7 protein-coding genes are annotated in these 21,164 nt (G+C 48.0%); 5 read left to right on the top strand and 2 right to left on the bottom strand.

The features are described 5' to 3' along the window. Positions 1–476: 476 nt before the first annotated feature. The 5 genes from BM736_RS02245 to pfaD all read left to right on the top strand — a co-directional run bounded on the left by BM736_RS02245 (position 477) and on the right by pfaD (position 19,636). Positions 477–1,334: a helix-turn-helix domain-containing protein gene (locus BM736_RS02245; protein ID WP_143562299.1), complete on the top strand. Its 858-nt coding sequence runs from the start codon at positions 477–479 to the stop codon at positions 1,332–1,334. Next, positions 1,334–9,571 (top strand): type I polyketide synthase, encoded by an 8,238-nt coding sequence (locus BM736_RS02240; RefSeq protein WP_083699794.1) that lies wholly within the window; start codon positions 1,334–1,336, stop codon positions 9,569–9,571. Before BM736_RS02245 ends, BM736_RS02240 begins: the two co-directional genes overlap by 1 nt. Next, positions 9,571–11,925, top strand: coding sequence for a PfaB family protein (locus BM736_RS02235; RefSeq protein ID WP_076408095.1), 2,355 nt, complete (start codon positions 9,571–9,573; stop codon positions 11,923–11,925). Before BM736_RS02240 ends, BM736_RS02235 begins: the two co-directional genes overlap by 1 nt. Beyond that, positions 11,925–17,795: a beta-ketoacyl synthase N-terminal-like domain-containing protein gene (locus tag BM736_RS02230; RefSeq protein WP_076408093.1), complete on the top strand. Its 5,871-nt coding sequence runs from the start codon at positions 11,925–11,927 to the stop codon at positions 17,793–17,795. Before BM736_RS02235 ends, BM736_RS02230 begins: the two co-directional genes overlap by 1 nt. A 200-nt stretch (positions 17,796–17,995) precedes the next feature. After that, on the top strand, positions 17,996–19,636 hold the full coding sequence (pfaD, locus tag BM736_RS02225; RefSeq protein WP_076408091.1) for an eicosapentaenoate synthase subunit PfaD: 1,641 nt from the start codon (positions 17,996–17,998) through the stop codon (positions 19,634–19,636). A 283-nt stretch (positions 19,637–19,919) separates the two neighbouring features. On the opposite strand, the gene BM736_RS02220 is transcribed toward pfaD, so the two are convergent. Both BM736_RS02220 and BM736_RS02215 read right to left on the bottom strand, forming a co-directional pair. Continuing rightward, positions 19,920–20,582, bottom strand: a complete 663-nt coding sequence (locus BM736_RS02220; RefSeq protein ID WP_076408089.1) for a hypothetical protein — start codon at positions 20,580–20,582, stop codon at positions 19,920–19,922. Continuing rightward, positions 20,582–21,157, bottom strand: coding sequence for a hypothetical protein (locus BM736_RS02215; RefSeq protein ID WP_076408087.1), 576 nt, complete (start codon positions 21,155–21,157; stop codon positions 20,582–20,584). The genes BM736_RS02220 and BM736_RS02215 overlap by 1 nt, the downstream gene beginning before the upstream one ends. Between the last annotated feature and the right edge of the window lie 7 nt (positions 21,158–21,164).

The raw sequence follows: 21,164 nt of genomic DNA, 5'->3' as shown, positions 1-21,164 counted from the left end.
CTATCAGTTAGTTTGCAAACATCTCAACTTAGAGGTTTCACGCTAAAAACATTAAATGTACAGTTTATTTTACTACTAATACCTTTTTATTAAGACTTAAGCACTAGCAAGCTTGGTTTTAAGACCGACTGTTTATCACTTAAAGCCTGCTTTAATTAACAAGAGATACCAATCTGTTTACGCAGCACAGATATAACCCATGACACATTTCCAACAAACATGCTCACTATGTGCTCACTTTGTTTGGATTTGTTAATGCAGATCATAAAAAACATACACGCGTACGCTCAAACTGGTCTGAAGAGGCACTATTCAGTCCCAGGTGATTGTATTGCTATCCAAGCTCAGGTAATGTGCTCAACCATTGGCCAAACAATACTGATTAAATCACGATAGAATGGGAACTTCTGCAGAGTCCTCCAGTCATAATATCGCATTTAGTCCCAGTACATTATTAACGGAACACCGCTAATTTAATGGTAGAGCATACTCGTAAAAATCTTAGCTCTGATACCCAAAGTCAGATTAAGCGTACGCAAACAGCAACAGAGACTCGGCATAGCAATGCCACTACGACTCCTGAGATGCGTCGATTCATACAAGAATCAGACTTTACAGTGGGTCAACTTTCTAAGGTGCTGAATATCAGTGAGGCTACTGTGCGAAAGTGGCGCAAGCGCGACTCTGTCGAAAACACGCCAAATACCCCCCATCACCTAAATACCACGCTAACCCCGTTGCAAGAATATGTAGTGGTAGGCCTGAGATACCAGCTTAAAACTCCGTTAGATAAGCTGCTAAAAGTGACACAGAAATTTATCAACCCTAATGTTTCACGTTCAGGTTTAGCGAGATGCCTTAAACGTTATGGTGTATCTAAAGTCGGCGATATCAAAAGCCCGCAGGTACCTGAGCGTTATTTTAACCAGTTGCCGATTGTGCAAGGCAGCAATATCGAAACCTATACCTTGCACCCTGACACATTGGCCAAAACCATTGCTGAAGATGATAACAGTGATGTGCTGCAGGTAGTCTCTTTGACTATCCCACCTCAGCTTACCGACGAAAAACCAAGTTCAATACTGCTGGGTATAGACCGTAGCAGTGACTGGATTTACTTAGATATATATCAAGATGGCAATACTCAAGCCACAAACCGATACATCGCCTATGTGTTAAAGCATGGGCCGTTTCATCTGCGTAAGTTGCTTGTTCGCAACTACCACACCTTTTTGCAACGATTTCCTGGTGCCAAGCTTAGTCATGGGCATGTCACAGAAAACGTTGAGACTAACAACAAGACGCCTAATCAGGCACCCAGTGGAGACTCATAATGAGCCAGACCTCTAAACCTTCAAAGAAAGTATCGTCAGCTAAGGGAAAGAAACCTGCAGCAAACGATAAGCAACAGCAAGAAACCCAAGCGACTAATACTGCTGAAGATAGCCGCCTGAATAAACGCCTTAAAGATATGCCTATCGCCATTGTCGGTATGGCAAGTATCTTTGCTAACTCTCGTTACCTGAATAAATTCTGGGACTTGATCAGCGAGAAAATCGATGCAATTACAGAGTTGCCATCGACTCACTGGAAGCCAGAAGAGTATTTTGATGCCAACAAGAGCACACCAGATAAGAGTTATTGTAAGCGCGGTGGTTTCCTGCCTGATGTTGATTTCAATCCAATGGAGTTTGGTCTGCCACCAAATATCTTGGAGTTAACGGATTCATCTCAGCTACTGTCTTTAATTGTAGCTAAAGAGGTATTAGCGGACGCTAAGCTGCCAGAGGGTTATGACAGAGATAAGATTGGTATCACATTGGGTGTGGGTGGTGGTCAAAAGATCAGCCATAGTTTAACAGCACGTCTTCAGTACCCAGTTCTTAAGAAAGTGTTTGCTAACAGTGGTATCAGTGACGAAGACAGCGCTATGCTAATCAAGAAGTTCCAAGACCAGTATGTTCACTGGGAAGAGAACTCGTTCCCAGGTTCTCTAGGTAACGTTATCTCAGGCCGTATCGCTAACCGTTTCGATTTAGGTGGTATGAACTGTGTGGTTGATGCAGCATGTGCAGGTTCACTTGCCGCTATGCGTATGGCGCTAAGCGAACTGGTTGAAGGTCGCTCAGAGATGATGATCACAGGTGGTGTGTGTACCGATAACTCACCGTCTATGTACATGAGCTTCTCAAAGACACCTGCTTTCACGACTAATGAAACTATTCAGCCATTCGATATCGACTCAAAAGGTATGATGATTGGTGAAGGTATCGGCATGATCGCGTTGAAGCGTCTTGAAGATGCTGAGCGTGATGGCGACAGAATTTACTCAGTGATTAAAGGCATCGGCTCTTCATCTGATGGTAAGTTCAAGTCTATCTATGCGCCTCGCCCAGAAGGTCAAGCTAAAGCACTAAACCGCGCCTATGATGACGCAGGATTTGCACCGCATACACTTGGCCTTATCGAAGCTCATGGTACAGGTACTGCAGCAGGTGATGCAGCTGAATTTGCAGGTCTTTGCTCTGTATTCAGCGAAGGTAATGATACTAAGCAACATATTGCACTCGGCTCGGTTAAGTCTCAAATTGGTCACACTAAATCAACAGCGGGTACTGCAGGTCTGATTAAGGCAGCGCTTGCACTGCATCATAAAGTACTGCCGGCGACGATTAACGTTAGCCAGCCTAGCCCTAAGCTAGATATCGAGAACTCGCCGTTTTATCTCAACACAGAGACTCGCCCTTGGTTACCACGTGTTGATGGCACGCCGCGCCGTGCGGGTATCAGCTCATTTGGTTTTGGTGGCACTAACTTCCACTTCGTACTAGAAGAGTACAACAATGAGCACAGCCGTTTAGATAGCGAGAAAGCTAAGTACCGTCAGCGCCAAGTTGCCCAAAGCTTCCTAGTCAGCGCAGCGTCAAAAGATGCGCTAATCGCTGAGCTAAACAAGCTAGCTGCTCAATCGTCAACAGCTGAGTTTATTCTTAAAGACAGCGCTGCTAACTATGCACTGCGTGATCTTGACAGCAAAGCACCGCGTATCGGCTTAGTGGCTAATACAGGCGAAGAGCTAGCAACACAGATCAAGCAAGCAATTGCAAAGCTAACCAGCAGCACAGACGACGCTTGGCAGCTACCCGGTGGCACTAGCTACCGCGCTAACGCCATCGAAGGTAAAGTTGCCGCACTATTTGCTGGCCAAGGCTCGCAGTACCTCAACATGGGTCGCGACCTTGCTTGTTACTACCCAGAGATGCGTCAGCAGCTAGTTACTGCAGATAAAGTCTTTGCCGCAAATGACAAGACTCCGCTTTCACAGACACTTTATCCAAAGCCTGTGTTTAATAAAGATGATGTTAAAGCTCAAGAAGCTATTTTGACTAATACCGCCAATGCACAAAGTGCAATCGGTGCTCTCTCTATGGGTCAGTACGAGCTGTTTACCGCTGCGGGCTTCAATGCAGATATGGTTGCAGGTCACAGCTTCGGTGAGCTAAGTGCCCTTTGCGCATCTGGCGCTATCTCTACTGAAGATTACTACAAGCTAGCCTTTGCCCGTGGCGATGCCATGGCAACTAAAGCACCAGCGAAAGATGGTGTAGAAGCTGACACTGGTGCTATGTACGCTATCATCACAAAAGATGCTAGCGACCTAGAAACTGTTGAAGCAACAATTGCCAAATTCGATGGTGTAAAAGTCGCTAACTACAATGCACCGACGCAATCGGTCATTGCAGGCCCTACTACCTCAACAGCTGATGCAGCTAAAGCACTTAGCGAGCAAGGCTACAAGGCAATTAACCTGCCTGTATCTGGCGCTTTCCACACTGAACTTGTTGGTCACGCCCAAGCGCCTTTTGCAAAAGCAATCGATGGCGCTAAGTTCAACAAGCCTACCCGCGCACTTTACTCAAACGCAACCGGTGAGCTTTACGATAACACCGCCGCTAAGATTAAGGCCTCGTTCAAGAAGCATATGCTTCAATCGGTGCGCTTTACCGCTGAACTTGAAGCTATGTATGACGCTGGCGCACGTGTATTTGTTGAGTTTGGTCCTAAAAACATTCTACAGAAGCTGGTTCAAGGTACACTTGCAGCAAAAGCAGATGTAACTGCGATCGCTATCAACCCAAGCCCTAAAGGCGATAGCGACCTACAACTTAAGCAAGCTGCGATGCAGCTAGCGGTTGCCGGTATCAAGCTCGATAACATCGACCCATACCAAGCCGATATAGCCGCGCCTGAGAAGAAGTCTCCAATGAGCATCTCGCTAAACGCTGTTAACCATATCAGCAAATCGACGCGCGCTAAGATGGCTAAATCTCTAGAGACAGGCACTGTCACCAGCTCTACTATCGTTGAAGAAAAGATAGTTGAAGTTGAGAAAGTGGTAGAGAAAGTCGTTGAAGTTGAAAAGGTCGTTGAAAAAATAGTAGAAGTAGAAAAGATTGTGGAGATTGCTGTACCCATGACAAATACGCAAGTGTCTAATAACCAAGCGTCTAATGGCCAAACGCCTACCGCTCAAAATCATTCTGTTGCGCCTTCAGCTACCAGAGAGCCATCAGCGGCTCTTAGCGTAAGCAATGATGCATTAACTAACTTCTTTGCCGCGCAGCAGCAAGCTGCTGAGCTTCATCAACAGTTCCTTGAGATCCCACAGCAGTATGGTGAGACCTTCACAACCTTGATGACTGAGCAAACAAAACTTGCAGGCACTGGCGTTGCCATCCCAGAGAGCCTACAACGCTCAATGGAGCAGTTCCACCAGCTACAAGCACAGACATTGCAAAGCCATACTCAGTTCCTTGAGATGCAAGCAGGAAGTAACACTGCAGCACTAAGCATGCTAAACGGCACTCCTAGCGCCGCGGCTCCAAGAGTTAACGCACCTATTGCTCAACCAGCTGCTGCGCCTGTTTATGTTAGTGCACCAGTTCAAGCCGCTCCAGCTCCTAGAGTTAGCGCACCTGTTGCAAAAGCTCCAGCTACCCCAGTTGCTCCAGCACCCGTAACTAAGCCAGTAGTTAAGCCAGTAGCTAAACCAGAGCAGACTGTTAGCCATCAAGCTGCATCTGTACAAGCAGTTACAGTATCGCCTGTTGCCGTCGCTGCACCCGCAGCTCCAGCTGGTTTAAGTGCAGCGAAAGTCCAAGCTACCATGCTTGAAGTGGTTGCCGAGAAGACTGGCTACCCGACTGAGATGCTAGAGCTTGAGATGGATATGGAAGCAGACCTTGGTATCGACTCTATCAAGCGAGTTGAAATCTTGGGTACTGTTCAAGATGAGCTACCAGGCCTGCCTGAACTAAGCCCTGAAGATCTAGCTGAGTGTCGTACACTGGGCGAAATCGTTAGCTATATGAACTCTATGCTTCCAGCAGAAGGCTCAAGTGCCGCCTTGGCTCCTCAAGTTACTTCTCCAGCTTCAAACGGTTTAAGTGCCGAAAAGGTACAAGGCACTATGATGTCAGTGGTTGCCGAGAAAACGGGCTACCCTACTGAGATGCTAGAGCTTCAGATGGATATGGAAGCAGACCTTGGTATCGACTCTATCAAGCGTGTTGAAATTCTAGGTACCGTTCAAGATGAGCTACCAGGTCTGCCTGAACTCAGCCCTGAAGATCTAGCTGAGTGTCGTACGCTGGGCGAAATCGTTACCTATATGAACTCTAAGCTTCCAGCTTCAGGGACTGTTACAAGTGTAGCCGCTGCACCTCAAGCTGCTGCTCCCGTTGCTAATGGTCTTTCTGCTGAGAAGGTCCAAGCGACCATGATGTCAGTAGTTGCCGAGAAAACTGGCTACCCGACTGAGATGCTAGAGCTTGAAATGGATATGGAAGCCGACCTTGGTATCGACTCTATCAAGCGCGTTGAAATTCTAGGTACAGTTCAAGATGAGCTACCAGGCCTGCCTGAGCTAAACCCAGAAGATCTAGCCGAGTGTCGTACACTGGGCGAAATCGTTAGCTATATGAATAGCAAACTCTCTACAAGTGACGCCGCAGGCGCTTCAGCTGAAGGCGCAGTGCCTCAAGTTGCTGCTACAAGCGGTCTCTCTGCAGAGACAGCCTTGAGCGCGCAAGAAGTCCAAAGCACTATGATGTCAGTGGTTGCCGATAAGACTGGTTACCCTACTGAAATGCTAGAACTTAGCATGGACATGGAAGCAGACCTTGGTATCGACTCTATCAAGCGTGTTGAGATTTTAGGTACTGTTCAAGATGAGCTTCCAGGCTTACCTGAACTAAACCCTGAAGATCTTGCTGAGTGTCGTACGCTGGGCGAAATCGTTACCTATATGAATAGCAAGTTGACTCATACCAGTGCAGCTGAAGGCTCTGCTAATACAAGTGCCGCCGCGGCGCCTGCTGCTTCAGCGCCTCAAGTTGCTGCTCCCGTTACTAATGACCTTTCTGCAGAGAAAGTCCAAGCCACCATGATGTCAGTGGTTGCCGATAAGACTGGCTACCCAACAGAGATGCTAGAACTTAGCATGGATATGGAAGCTGACCTTGGTATCGACTCTATCAAGCGCGTTGAAATCTTGGGTACTGTTCAAGATGAGCTTCCAGGCTTACCTGAACTAAACCCTGAAGATCTTGCCGAGTGTCGTACGCTGGGCGAAATCGTAAGCTACATGAACTCTAAGCTGACTAACACAAGTGCCGCCGCAGCGCCTGCGATGAGTGGTCTTAGCGCAGAAAAAGTGCAAGGCACTATGATGTCAGTGGTTGCCGACAAGACTGGCTACCCAACTGAGATGCTAGAACTTAGCATGGATATGGAAGCTGACCTGGGTATCGACTCAATCAAGCGTGTTGAAATTCTAGGTACTGTTCAAGATGAGCTTCCAGGCCTTCCTGAGCTAAACCCAGAAGACCTTGCTGAGTGTCGTACACTGGGCGAAATCGTGTCGTACATGAACAGCAAACTTTCTACAGCAGGTGCCGCTGTTTCAGGTGCTGTTAAGTCAGTCGCTGAGACAATCACCTCTACGCTAGAACTTCCTCCTCACAGCGAGGTAGCGCTAAAAAAGCTTAAAGCGGCGGATCAAATCAACAACTGTTTCGCCGCAGACGCTAGCCTAGTGATCACCGATGATGGTCACAATGCAGGCGTACTAGCAGAGAAACTCACTAAGCAAGGTCTTAAAGTAGCCGTTATACGTCTACCTGAAGGCGCAGCTCAATCACCGCTAAGCAGTGATGTTGCAAGCTTCCAAGCAAAGAGCCTTGATGAGTCAGGAATCAATGCTGTTATTGCTCAAATAGAGCAACAACTAGGTCAAATTGGTGGATTTATTCATCTGCAGCCAGAATCAAACTCTGACAATGTTGCTGATGCTGTAAACCTGAGCAGTGAAAGCTTCACTCACGTGAGCCAAGCCTTCCTTTGGGCTAAGCTGCTACAGCCAAAACTTAACGCATCAAGTGATAAGCGTCGCAGCTTCATCACTGTTAGCCGTATCGATGGTGGTTTTGGTTACTTAGACACGAAGCAGCTACAAAATGCTGAGCTAAACCAAGCAGCACTTGCAGGGTTAACTAAGACACTGAGCCATGAATGGCCAACGGTCTTCTGCCGTGCACTAGACATTGCAACTGACCTAGATGCAACCCATCTTAGCGACGCGATCACCAATGAGTTGTTCGATAGCGAAACGAATCTACCAGAGGCTGGTATCTCACTCGACGCTAAAGGCAACCTTGTCCGTACAACGCTTATAGCGGGTGAAGCGAACAGTAAACATGCTGGTTCTGACCTTAACAGTGCAGATAAAATACTGGTGACCGGGGGAGCAAAAGGTGTGACCTTTGAATGTGCCCTAGCCCTTGCTAAGCGTACACAGTCTCACTTTATCCTTGCAGGCCGTAGCGAGTTATTGGCTATCCCGGCATGGGCAACAGGTAAGCAAATTAGCGAGCTAAAGCCCGCAGCGATTGCGCATATTATCTCAACAGGTAGTAAGCCAACCCCTAAGCAGGTTGAAGCGTTAGTTTGGACTGTTAAGAGCTCAATTGAGATCAACACAGCCCTGAATGCTTTTGCAGAGGTTGGCGCAAGTGCTGAATATGTCAGCATGGATGTAACTGACACTACAGCAATCACAGCAGCACTTAAAGGCCGCTCAAATGAGATCACTGGCCTTATCCATGGCGCAGGCGTACTTGCCGATAAGCATATCCAAGATAAGACAATCGAAGAGTTAAGCCGCGTTTACGGCACTAAGGTCAATGGCCTTAAAGCCCTGCTTGCAGCCCTTGATTCAAGCAAGGTGAAACTACTTGCTATGTTCTCATCTGCCGCTGGTTTCTACGGCAACACAGGTCAGAGCGATTACGCTATGTCTAACGACATCCTAAACAAGGCGGCGCTGCAGTTCACTGCACGCAACCCACAGGCTAAAGTGATGAGCTTTAACTGGGGTCCTTGGGATGGCGGCATGGTTACCGATGCACTTAAGAAGATGTTTACTGAGCGCGGTGTCTACGTTATCCCACTAAAAGCAGGGGCTGAGCTGTTTGCCACCCAACTGCTAAGTGAGACCGGCGCTCAACTGCTTATTGGTACCTCTATGCAAGGTGGCGACGGCTCAAGCAAAGACGCTGATGGCTCATCTACACAGGACGCTTCTGTAAAAAAGCTTAATGCGGGTGAGGTGCAACTTGCATCGCGCCCGCTAGCACCTGTTTCTTTAACAAGAGCCTTAACCCCTAATGCTATGGTCTTTATTCAAGACCACCGCATTAGCGGTAATCCAGTGCTTCCCACTGTATGTGCAATACAGTGGATGCGCGAGGCCGCCAGTGAGATGCTCGGCGCTCAAGTTAAAGTACTCGACTATAAGCTTCTTAAAGGGATCATCTTCGACAGCAAGGATGTTCAAGAGATGACCCTTGAGTTAACGCCAGAGCCTTCAGCAGAAGTTGTAAATGGCGAGCCTTCAGCGGCTCTTAAAATGAGTGCGTTAATTAGTAGTCAAGGTCGTCCGCAATACAAAGCGACGCTTGCAGTATCAAGTGAGACCTTTGCCACTAAGTCGTTCGATTTAACTGGTGAAGCCGTCACAACTGATGCTGAGCTCTACAGCAACGGAACCCTATTCCACGGGCCACGTCTGCAGGGCATAAAGCAGGTGTTTAGCTTTGATGATGCAGGGCTGCTGGCAAGTTGTCAGCTTCCACAAGTCGATGACAGTGATTGCGGCCAGTTTGTTGCCACGCAGCATATCGGTGGTAGTCAGCCATTTGCTGAAGATTTACTGCTACAGGCGATGCTGGTTTGGGCAAGGCTTAAGTACGGTGCAGCGAGCTTACCATCAGCTATAGGCGAGTTTATCTCAAACAAGCCTTTAGCATTTGGTGATAAAGCAGTGCTAACGCTAGAGGTTGTTAAGACAAGTAGCCGTTCACTTGAGGCTAATGTCGCGCTTTACCATGAAAATGGTGAGCTAAGCGCAATGATGAAAGGGGCGAAAGTCACTATCAGCAAAAAGCTCAATAGCGCTTTTCTCAATGAAAGCAAAGAGGCAGCCTTGAGCGCCACTGGAGGAAAGTCCTAATGGTCAAGTCGACACCTCCTGTTCACTTTACAGTGAGTAATTCAGCAGCGAGCGTCAGTGATCAAGTTATCAAGAGTGAGATGCCATTGCGCATCGCACTCTTGGTGCTTCCCGTATCTCTGGACTTAAGTACTGCGAAAGAGTCTCAGGATAGCTCAGCTTCTGATTTACCTGAGACGGCTAAGCAGCTTTCTGTGCTAATGCCTGAGCTGTATCACTCTAAATTGCTAGAGACAACTGAGCTTGTCACTATCAAGGTCGATGATTTTGAAGCTAACTTAACTGCCACTATCGAGTCGATTGAGCAAGGTAAGATAGTGCAAATCTCAACGCCGACCAGCTCGCTGTTGATGATGCACGCACTAAAAGCGGCGCAAAATCGCATTCATCCCCACGCGCAACTGGCAGCCATGCAGATCCAATCAGAGGCTGATTCATCAGCCTCTGCTGACTCTTGTATGCTGTCTTGTATGAAGAGCGCATTAAGCCAAGCAAAGCGTAAGCCTGAGAGTGTCAGCAAGCGCTTTGATCTGCCAGAGCTTAACAGCACTGAGCAGTTTGATGCCGTATGTGAGCAGATCAAAGACCTTGCTTCCCGTACCCACCATAGAGATACTGAGTCTATTGGCCCAAAACAGGCCGCTAGCCACTACTGGTTTACCGACCACCACCAAGCACGTGTGCTGGCCATTAACCTTACTAATAGCATTACAGCTCAAAGCGAAAGTGCCCACAGCCCAAGCGAATGCGTTAACAATCACAGCTGTATCAGCTTCATCGTATCCCAAGGCACTGGCTTTATCGCACCCAAGTCGATTATCGATACTAAGCGGTTACAGCTTGTGCTCTCAGCTGATAGCCAAGCAGGGCTTATTGATGCGCTTAGTGCACTAAAAACTCAACTGCTAGCGGCGGCAACTACCGAGTCATTGCTGATCTTGATGCGTGATAACCTGCTTGCCTTTGAAGCAAGCAACGTCGCAAACACATATGCCATCACGCTGCAGGCAAGCTCCATTGAAGCTATGCAACAAGAGCTTGATGCCATGGCTGTGACTGTGTCTAAGATAATGGCTGAAAGTGGCCAAGCGCTTTCACAACAGTATCGAACGCCTGCTGGTAGCTACTTTACAGCTGAGCCTTTAGGATCAGCTGCTCAAAATGGCCTTGCCTTTGTTTACCCAGGTGTAGGCACAGTTTATAGCGATATGTTCAGTGAGCTACATGGCTACTTCCCATCACTTTATTCTCAACTTGAGCGTGAAGGTGACTTGAAATCCATGTTTCAAGCCGATGCCATCTATAATTTAGACCCTAAGGTAGCACCTGCTATGCCGCTTGGGGATCTGGCAATTGCTGGTGTAGGTAGCAGCTACCTACTGACGCAACTATTAGTCAAAGAGTTTAATATCACGCCAAACTTTGCTCTGGGTTACTCCATGGGTGAAGCGTCGATGTGGGCAAGTCTAGGTGTGTGGAAAGAGCCACATACCCTGATTGAAAAAACTAAGACTGATCCGCTATTTACTAGCGCAATTTCAGGCAAGTTAACTGCGGTTCGTAAGGCGTGGCAGCTCGATAATAACGATGCCGATATTGTCTGGAACAGTTTTGTGGTTCGCTCTCCCGCAGCGCCCATAAAGGAGCTACTCCCTGAGTTCCCCCACGCCTATCTTGCCATTGTTCAGGGTGATACCTGTGTAATTGCAGGCTGTGAGAACCAATGCAGAGCGTTATTAGCACAGATGAAAAAACGTGGCATTGCCGCTAATCGTGTAACAGCTATGCATACGGCTCCTGCGATGGAAGAGCATGGTAATGTGGCGCTGTTTTACAACCAGCCGCTGCAAGAGTCACTGCCAACTGATATTAAGTTTATCAGTGCAGCATCTGGTGACACTCATGTATCAAGCCCCCAAGGTGGCCTTGATAGCCAAGTTGTCGCCAACTCAATTGCCGATACCTTCTGCAACACCTTAGACTTCACCGCACTTGTTCATAGTGCCCAAAAGCAAGGTGCTAAGTTATTTGTTGAGTTAGGTGCAGATAGACAAAACTGCACCCTTATCGACAAAATCGCTAAGCAAGATCGCCAATGCGGCGGCGAGTCAACAGACTTTCCTTGCTGCACAGTGCCCGTCAATGCAAAGGGCGGTGATGATATCACTACCTTGCTTAAAGCATTAGGCCAACTCATTAGTCATCGTGTTCCACTCTCGACTCAGCCTCTTATCGATGGATTGAATCGTGAAATTGCACTATCGCAACTACAGTCTCAGCGACAAAAAGCAGCTAGCACGACACAGCGCAACAGCGAACAGATGCCGAACCTAACACTACAAGGGGAAGTTTAATGTCTTCTTCAGACAAACAGGCCACTAAGCAAAGCAAGATCGCCATAGTTGGTCTTGCTACACTATACCCTGACGCTAAATCGCCAGGTGAGTTTTGGCAGAACCTGCTCGATAAACGAGACTCACGTACTACCTTAACCAATGACAAGCTCGGTGCGACTAGCCAAGACTATCAAGGAGTTCAGGGACAGTCTGACCGCTTTTATTGTGATAAAGGCGGCTATATCGAAGATTTCAGCTTCGATGCTACGGGCTATCAGCTACCCAGCGAAAGCTTAACCGGACTAGACGACAGCTTCCTTTGGGCACTAGACACTAGCCGTAAGGCTCTCAATGATGCAGGTATCACCTTAGGTAATGCCTCCCTTGAACGTACGGGTATCATCATGGGTGCCCTTTCGTTCCCAACGACTCGCTCAAACGATCTGTTTCTGCCTATCTATCACAGCGCTGTCGAAAAAGCGCTGCAGGATAAACTAGGTGCGAATGCATTTAAGCTAAACCCAACTAACGCCCACACTACTCGTGCCCAAAGTGAAGCAACACTGGATAACGCCAATGGTGCTATCGCCCACAACGCCTCGAAAGTTGTGGCTGATGCATTAGGTTTAGGCGGCGCGCAGCTTAGCTTAGATGCCGCTTGTGCAAGCTCGGTCTACTCACTCAAGCTTGCCTGTGATTACCTCACTGCTGGCAAAGCCGATGTGATGTTAGCAGGTGCAGTATCTGGCGCAGATCCCTTCTTTATCAACATGGGCTTCTCAATCTTCCACGCCTACCCAGATCATGGTGTTTCAGTGCCCTTTGATAGCGACAGTAAAGGTCTGTTTGCCGGAGAAGGTGCTGGCGTTCTTGTACTGAAGCGTCTTGAAGATGCCGAGCGCGATAACGATAAGATCTACGCCGTTGTCAGTGGTGTTGGCCTATCTAACGATGGTAAGGGACAGTTTGTACTGAGCCCTAACCCTAAAGGTCAGGTAAAAGCCTTCGAGCGCGCCTATGAAGCCAGTGATATCGAGCCAAAAGATATCGAAGTGATTGAGTGTCACGCAACGGGCACACCGTTAGGTGACAAGATTGAGCTGACCTCGATGGAAACCTTCTTCGAAGATAAGCTCGCCGGCAGTAAAGCGCCGCTCATTGGTTCAGCGAAATCTAACTTAGGCCACCTACTCACTGCCGCTGGTATGCCGGGGATCATGAAGATGATTTTCGCCATGAAAGAGGGAGCATTGCCGCCAAGTATTAATATTAGCGATGCAATATCCTCGCCTAATAGCCTATTTGATGCAGGTACGCTACCGAATCAGGTTCAACCTTGGCCGGTAAAAGCGGGTAACGATAAGCGTCATGCTGGTGTATCGGTATTTGGTTTCGGTGGCTGTAACGCGCACCTATTGCTAGAGAGCTATTCACCTTCAAAAGACACTGCTGACGTTCAAGTGGTTAGCAAGCCAATCACTCAAGTAGCAGCGATGAAGATCACAGGTCTTGCCTCTCACTTTGGTCCTCTTAGCAGCATAAACCAGCTCAGCGATGCCGTGGCATCAAACAGCAATGGCTTTATCTCGCTGCCTAAGAAGCGCTGGAAAGGGTTAGATAAACATCAAGAGTTGCTCGCAGAATTTGGCCTTACGGCTGCGCCAAAGGGTGCCTATGTCGATAGTTTCGACTTGGACTTCCTGCGCTTTAAGCTACCGCCGAATGAAGATGATCGCTTGATCTCACAGCAACTGATGCTGATGAAGGTGACTGACGAAGCGATTCGTGACGCTAAGCTTCAAGCCGGTCAGAAAGTGGCTGTACTGGTTGCCATGGAAACTGAGCTAGAACTGCACCAGTTCCGCGGCCGAGTGAATCTGCACACTCAACTTGAGCAGAGCCTATCGGCGCTAGGTGTCACTTTAAGTAGTGATGAGTACCAAGCCCTTGAAGCTATCACTATGGATAGTGTGCTCGATGCAGCTAAGCTCAACCAGTACACCAGCTTTATCGGCAACATCATGGCCTCTCGAATCGCCTCTTTATGGGATTTCCATGGGCCAGCATTTACCATCTCTGCTGCCGAGCAGTCGGTGAGTCGCTGTATCGATGTGGCGCAAAATATGATGGCCAGTGAATCATTAGATGCGGTCGTTATCGCAGCGGTTGATCTCTCTGGTAGCTTCGAGCAGATAATACTGAAAAACAGTGTCGAGCCAGTATCGATTGATGCAACTGCCGCTCAGCACTCTACATCTCAAAACAGTGGCAGCTGGAATGTCGGTGAAGGTGCGGGTGCCGTAGTACTTGTGCCTGATGATGCTGATGCAGATAGCGCTTATGGCAGCATCAATTCGTTAGCCTTTGGCCGTGCTGCTGAAGCGAACCTAGTTGCCGATAACTTGCTGACTCGAGCTGGCGCTGATATCAACACAATTAAAGTTGTTGAAACCAGTATTGCACCGGGTAGCCTAGCGGCTTCACCTGTAAGTACGCTATTTCCCAATGCAGTTAGCACAAGTGCCGATATGCGTGTGGGTCACAGCTTTGCTGCTGCAGGTATGGCTAGCCTACTCCATGGACTGCTTAGCCTTTCGCATAAAGGTGCGGGCGCGGCAATCGTTGCTAATAGCAGTGAGAATCAAATCTCTCAGCTATTAATCAGCCAAACCTCAACTGAAAACAGTGCGCTAACAGCTCGCTTAAGCAGTGAGCTTAAATCTGATGCTAAGCACCAGCTACTCAAGCAGGTCACTCTAGGTGGTCGTGATATCTACCAACATATCGTCGATACACCACTTGCAGCTCAAGCCTCGATTCAGAGCAAGCTTGCGACAGCCAGCGCTTCAACCGTTGTGAAGCAGCACAAGCCGCTTGTATCGCGCACCGCAGTACCCGCTCCTGTATTAGCAGAACAAACAATAGTGCAAACAGCGCAAGCTACACCTGTTAGCCCTACTCCAGTTTTAGGTACTGCTATGACAACCAAGTCAGAGAATAGAAAGACTATGACAAATAAAGTAATTACAACGCCTAACAAGACAATAGACGTTTCAGCAGGCGATATGGCTGCATTTGCACAAAACCAGCAGCTGACACAAGAAGCTCATCAGGCATTCTTGAAGAGCCGTTCAGCGGGAATGAAAGTCGCTGATGCTCTGCTTAAACAGCAGCTAGCCCAAGTAACTGGTCAAACACTAGGACAAGAGCTAGGCCAAGCACCAGCACCTGTCGCTAGCACAACAATCCCAGCGCCTGTTTCATACGCTAACACCTTGAATACAGCCCCAGAGCTCAAACCTGATCACGCGAACGTGCCGCCATACACAGCGCCAACGCCTGAGCTAAAACCTTGTATCTGGAACTACGCAGATTTAGTTGAGTACGCAGAAGGCGATATCGCCAATGTGTTTGGCTCAGATTACGCCATCATCGACAGCTACTCACGCCGCGTACGTCTACCGACCACAGATTACTTACTGGTATCTCGCGTCACTAAGCTAGATGCGACCATGAACGAGTTCAAACCTTGTTCAATGACCACTGAGTATGACATTCCACTGGATGCACCTTACCTGGTTGATGGCCAGATCCCATGGGCAGTCGCGGTTGAATCAGGTCAGTGTGACTTGATGCTCATTAGCTACCTAGGTATCGATTTTGAGAACAAGGGCGACCGTGTTTACCGCCTGCTTGATTGTACCCTCACCTTCCTAGGCGACCTGCCTCGTGGCGGCGATACCCTGCGTTACGATATTAAGATCAACAACTACGCCCGCAACGGCGAAACCTTACTGTTCTTCTTCTCTTACGAGTGTTTCGTTGGCGATACTATGATCCTTAAAATGGATGGTGGTTGTGCTGGCTTCTTCACCGATGAAGAGCTTGCAGACGGTAAAGGTGTGATCCGTACTGAAGATGAGATTAAAGCCCGCAACTTAGTAGTGAAAAAGACCTTCAACCCACTACTAGATTGCCCTAAAACGAGCTTTAGCTACGGCGATATCCACAAACTACTATCAGCTGATATTGAAGGCTGTTTCGGTGCAACTCATGCCGGAGCTGCGCAGCCCTCACTGTGTTTCGCATCAGAGAAATTCTTGATGATTGAGCAAGTGAGCAAGGTTGAGCGCAATGGCGGCACATGGGGGCTTGGGCTAATCGAAGGCCACAAGCAACTAGAACCTGATCACTGGTACTTCCCATGTCACTTCCAGGGCGACCAAGTGATGGCGGGCTCATTAATGGCTGAAGGTTGTGGTCAGTTGCTACAGTTCTTCATGCTGCATTTAGGTATGCACACGCAAACTAAAAACGGCCGTTTCCAGCCACTTGAAAATGCATCACAGCAGGTTCGCTGTCGCGGACAGGTGCTGCCACAATCAGGCACACTGACTTACCGCATGGAAGTCACTGAAATTGGTTTCAGCCCACGTCCATACGCTAAGGCAAATATCGATATCATCCTAAACGGTAAGCCTGTTGTAGACTTCCAAAACCTAGGTGTGATGATTAAAGAGGAAGATGAGTGTGTTCGCTACCCAACTCTTACAACTAACGCATCAGCTTCTGTAAAGAGTGAGCCTTCAGCGTCACTTAATAAAGAGTCAAAAAAGGAATACCAGCCAGCATCGGTAAACGCGCCATTAATGGCTCAAATACCTGATCTGACTAAAGCACCAAACAAGGGCGTTATACCCATTTCACACGTTGAAGCGCCAATCACGCCAGACTACCCTAACCGTGTACCAGATACTGTGCCATTTACGCCGTATCACATGTTTGAGTTTGCTACAGGTAACATCGAAAACTGTTTCGGACCTGAGTTCTCAATCTACCGCGGCATGATCCCACCACGTACTCCTTGTGGCGATCTGCAGGTGACTACGCGTGTTATCGAAGTCAACGGTAAGCGTGGCGACTTTAAGAAGCCATCTTCATGTATCGCTGAGTATGAAGTACCAACAGATGCATGGTACTTAGATAAAAACAGCCACCAAGCCGTGATGCCTTACTCTATCTTGATGGAGATTTCACTGCAGCCAAACGGTTTCATCTCAGGTTACATGGGTACCACCCTTGGCTTCCCAGGTCTTGAGCTGTTCTTCCGTAACTTAGACGGTAGCGGTGAGCTACTGCGTGAAGTCGACCTGCGCGGTAAGACTATTCGCAACGACTCACGTCTACTATCAACGGTAATGGCTGGCACTAACATCATTCAGAGCTTCAGTTTCGAGCTAAGCACAGATGGCGAGCCTTTCTATCGCGGTACTGCGGTATTCGGTTACTTCAAAGGTGATGCACTTAAAGATCAGCTTGGTCTTGATAACGGTAAAGTCACTCAACCTTGGCACGTCGCTAAAGGTATTGCAGCCGATACCAAAGTGAACCTACTCGATAAGAGCAGCCGTCACTTTAATGCCCCTGCGAGTCAGCCACACTACCGCTTAGCCGGTGGCCAGCTGAACTTTATCGACTCTGTAGAAATTGTCGATAACGGCGGTACAGAAGGTTTAGGTTACCTATACGCTGAACGCACCATCGACCCAAGTGATTGGTTCTTCCAGTTCCACTTCCACCAAGATCCAGTTATGCCAGGTTCACTAGGTGTTGAAGCGATTATCGAAACCATGCAGACTTACGCCATCAGTAAAGACTTGGGCGCAGGATTTAAAAATCCGAAGTTTGGTCAGATTCTATCCAACATCAAATGGAAGTATCGCGGTCAGATCAACCCATTGAACAAGCAGATGTCTATGGATGTCAGCATCACCTCTGTCAAAGATGAAAACGGCAAGAAGGTGATCACAGGTAATGCGAGCCTAAGTAAAGATGGCCTGCGCATTTATGAAGTGTTTGATATCGCGATCTCTATTGAGGAAGCCTAAACACACAGTTTTTAGGCTTGAATTAATCGCTATATAGCTAATTTATACAGCCTGTGAGCTAGTGACATGCAAGTTTCTGAAAAAGGGATTTTTCAGTAAAGCCCTCATGGATGAGTTGATGGCGTCTTGCAATGGCACGCTCATAGGCGGTTAAAACAATTTTAATTTAAAATAAAAACGAATTACTTTAAGGGTCAAGAATGAATCCTACGACAACAATTGAAAAGCTCTCTCCATGGCCTTGGTCGGTTACCGATGCCAACATCAACTTTGATGTGAAAACTATGGAGCAGCAACTTAAAGACTTTAGCCGTGGCTGCTATGTGATTAACCACAGTGAAAAAGGCGCAGGTATTGCCCAAGAAGCCCAAGTCTTCACCGAGAGTGCATCAACAAAAGGCGCTAATGGCAACGCACACCCAGTAAGTGCTTTTGCTCCTGCACTTGGTACCGAGAGTTTAGGTGACAGTAACTTCCGCCGCGTTCACGGTGTTAAGTACGCCTACTACGCTGGCGCGATGGCAAACGGCATCTCATCAGAAGAGCTAGTGATAGCTTTAGGTCAGGCCGGTATTTTATGTTCATTTGGCGCAGCGGGTCTTATCCCAAGCCGTGTAGAAGCTGCGATTAACCGCATTCAAAAGGCGCTACCAAATGGCCCTTACATGTTTAATCTTATTCATAGCCCGAGTGAGCCAGCATTAGAGCGTGGCAGCGTTGAGCTATTTTTAAAGCATAAGGTTCGCACTGTAGAAGCTTCAGCGTTCCTTGGCCTTACACCGCAGATTGTTTACTACCGCGCAGCGGGTTTAAGCCGTGATGAGCACGGAAACGTGGTTGTCGGTAACAAGGTTATCGCTAAAGTTAGCCGCACTGAAGTGGCTGAAAAGTTCATGATGCCAGCGCCAGCTAAAATGCTGCAAAAGCTTGTGGATGATGGCTCTATAACACCTGAGCAGATGGAGCTAGCCCAACTTGTTCCTATGGCTGATGACATCACAGCTGAAGCCGATTCTGGCGGTCACACTGATAACCGTCCTTTAGTTACGTTACTGCCTACTATTTTGGCACTTAAAGAGGAGATCCAGACTAAGTATCAGTATGAAACTCCAATACGTGTCGGTTGTGGTGGCGGCGTCGGTACACCCGATGCAGCGCTTGCGACATTCAATATGGGCGCAGCGTATATTGTCACAGGTTCAGTCAACCAAGCTTGTGTCGAAGCCGGCGCCAGTGAGCATACCCGTAAGCTGCTAGCGACTACTGAGATGGCCGATGTGACTATGGCACCCGCTGCCGATATGTTCGAGATGGGCGTTAAGCTGCAGGTAGTTAAGCGCGGCACACTATTCCCAATGCGTGCCAACAAGCTTTATGAGCTATACACACGTTATGAGTCTATCGAAGCGATTCCAACTGATGAGCGTGAGAAACTTGAAAAGCAAGTTTTCCGTTCAACACTCGATGAGATCTGGGCTGGAACAGTTGCGCACTTTAACGAGCGTGATCCTAAGCAGATTGAACGCGCCGAAGGTAATCCAAAGCGTAAGATGGCACTCATCTTCCGCTGGTATCTAGGACTATCAAGCCGCTGGTCAAACTCAGGCGAATCAGGCCGCGAGATGGATTACCAGATCTGGGCAGGCCCAGCATTAGGTGCATTCAACCAGTGGGCGAAAGGCAGTTACTTAGATAACTACCAAGACCGCAATGCTGTCGATGTAGCCAAGCACCTGATGTACGGCGCAGCCTACTTGAACCGCGTTAATACCCTCACCTCACAAGGTGTGAAGTTACCAACGCAGCTACTGCGCTGGAAGCCGACACAGAGAATGGCTTAAGACAGCCTTGAGCTGAAAAATAGCAAGTTGCGAGGGAAAAGCAGTTTCGAGTTGCGAGGAAGAGCGTCAGCCTTGAGCGGTTCTTGGAAATAATCAGCCTTGAGCGGCTCTTATAAAAGCCAGCCCTAAGCGGATCTAAGAAATAGTAAAGCCACCGAACACACTTATTCAAACTAAGTGGTTCTGGTGGCTTTTTTCTTGAAGTTCACTTCTACTTTGAACAAGGGTAAGGTAAAGCCACCCCCACAATTATGGGTATATCCGTTATCATACGACACTTACATTAAGTGCGCCTGCCGCTTCCTTGGCACAAAAAACACCTACCGTTCTCTACATGCCTGAAAGCTGACAAGTATCCTGAGCCTTCGCATCGATGGCAGACTCCTGCTGGGGAAGTAGAAGGAGTACGTATGCTCCATACTGGCTTAGATGCCTCAATGTCGGCCTTAATCTTTGACTTTGCAGCCAACCTTGCTGCTGACTCTTTCTTTTTCTCAAGCTGGTAAGCGTCTCTACCTCTCTCAAAGAGTCTTACTTGCTCTTTGTCTGCAGCACTAGCAGCCTGTCGATACGACTCTACCTTCCTCTTGTACTTTTCAACACTGGCAGACTTAAAAGCTTCAAGCGCTTCTTCGTATGAGTAGATGGTGTAGCCTTCCATCCAGTCGGACAGGCAAATGTCGATCCCAGTCTCGCAGTCGATGAAAACCTTTATTGCTCTGCTGCCGTTGGCGTTCCTAGCTAATGACTTATCGAAGTACGCCCAGCCTCTTCGCTTTGAGTATCCCCAGCGGTCAGTATCTCTAAGTTCAGGGTCAGGGTCAGAATCAGGCCAATATTTAAAACTGGACGGCTCTTTCGAGCGTATCTCGACTCTCTCACTCCCGCTTTTAACCATTGCCCGTATGATAAAGAATGCAACTGCAGCACAAAACAGAGTCCACATCAGCCTTGCTCCGTGCTGGCAGTGTCTAGCTTCTGTGAATCTGCTTCAATCTTATCGAGTCTGGCTTTGCGGATCTTAAACGCTTTTGTTATTAACGGTTCAAGGAACTCGCCAATAGCATCACTAATACCTACGTTGGTGGTGATATGGCCTTCAATAGCGAACTTGTATCTATAGCCATCTTCATCAAGGTTGAGCTGTGAAAGCGCTTCATACATTGATGTGCTCACTTCCAGTTGGCTCTTGGTCGTAGTGATTCCGCTTAAGGTTCTCTTGAGTTCACTTGAAACAAAGCGGGTTACAGCCATGCTGGCGCGGCGCTCTTCTCTTTCCTTTTTTCCCTCTTCTGCATCGGGCAGGTTATCAGCGAACTCATGCAACTGATCCATTATGTACTTGGCACACAACAAGCTATCTTCATGCTTGCTGTAGTCAGAACCCTTATCAACCCCCAAGTGGTTATACGTTCTGATAACGGCATCGGCCTTGCTAACCATGTCGATGGCAATATGTAGGCCTCTTATGCAAGAATCTATAAGTAGTAGTGAGTGTTGAATCTCTTTTTTTGTCTTCATCTGATTT

Origin of the sequence: Shewanella sp. UCD-KL12 (genome assembly GCF_001957125.1) — a bacterium.
In the GTDB taxonomy this organism is placed as follows: Bacteria; Pseudomonadota; Gammaproteobacteria; order Enterobacterales; family Shewanellaceae; genus Shewanella.
Note: the sequence above shows the minus strand (reverse complement) of the source record. Positions and strands in the feature narration are given on the sequence as shown.

Excerpts from the sequence above, each read along its gene's own strand:
- BM736_RS02245 (WP_143562299.1), top strand. The coding sequence starts at position 477 with ATGGTAGAGCATACTCGTAAAAATCTTAGCTCTGATACCCAAAGTCAG.
- BM736_RS02240 (WP_083699794.1), top strand. The coding sequence starts at position 1,334 with ATGAGCCAGACCTCTAAACCTTCAAAGAAAGTATCGTCAGCTAAGGGA.
- BM736_RS02235 (WP_076408095.1), top strand. The coding sequence starts at position 9,571 with ATGGTCAAGTCGACACCTCCTGTTCACTTTACAGTGAGTAATTCAGCA.
- BM736_RS02230 (WP_076408093.1), top strand. The coding sequence starts at position 11,925 with ATGTCTTCTTCAGACAAACAGGCCACTAAGCAAAGCAAGATCGCCATA.
- pfaD (WP_076408091.1), top strand. The coding sequence starts at position 17,996 with ATGAATCCTACGACAACAATTGAAAAGCTCTCTCCATGGCCTTGGTCG.
- BM736_RS02220 (WP_076408089.1), bottom strand. The coding sequence starts at position 20,582 with ATGTGGACTCTGTTTTGTGCTGCAGTTGCATTCTTTATCATACGGGCA.
- BM736_RS02215 (WP_076408087.1), bottom strand. The coding sequence starts at position 21,157 with ATGAAGACAAAAAAAGAGATTCAACACTCACTACTACTTATAGATTCT.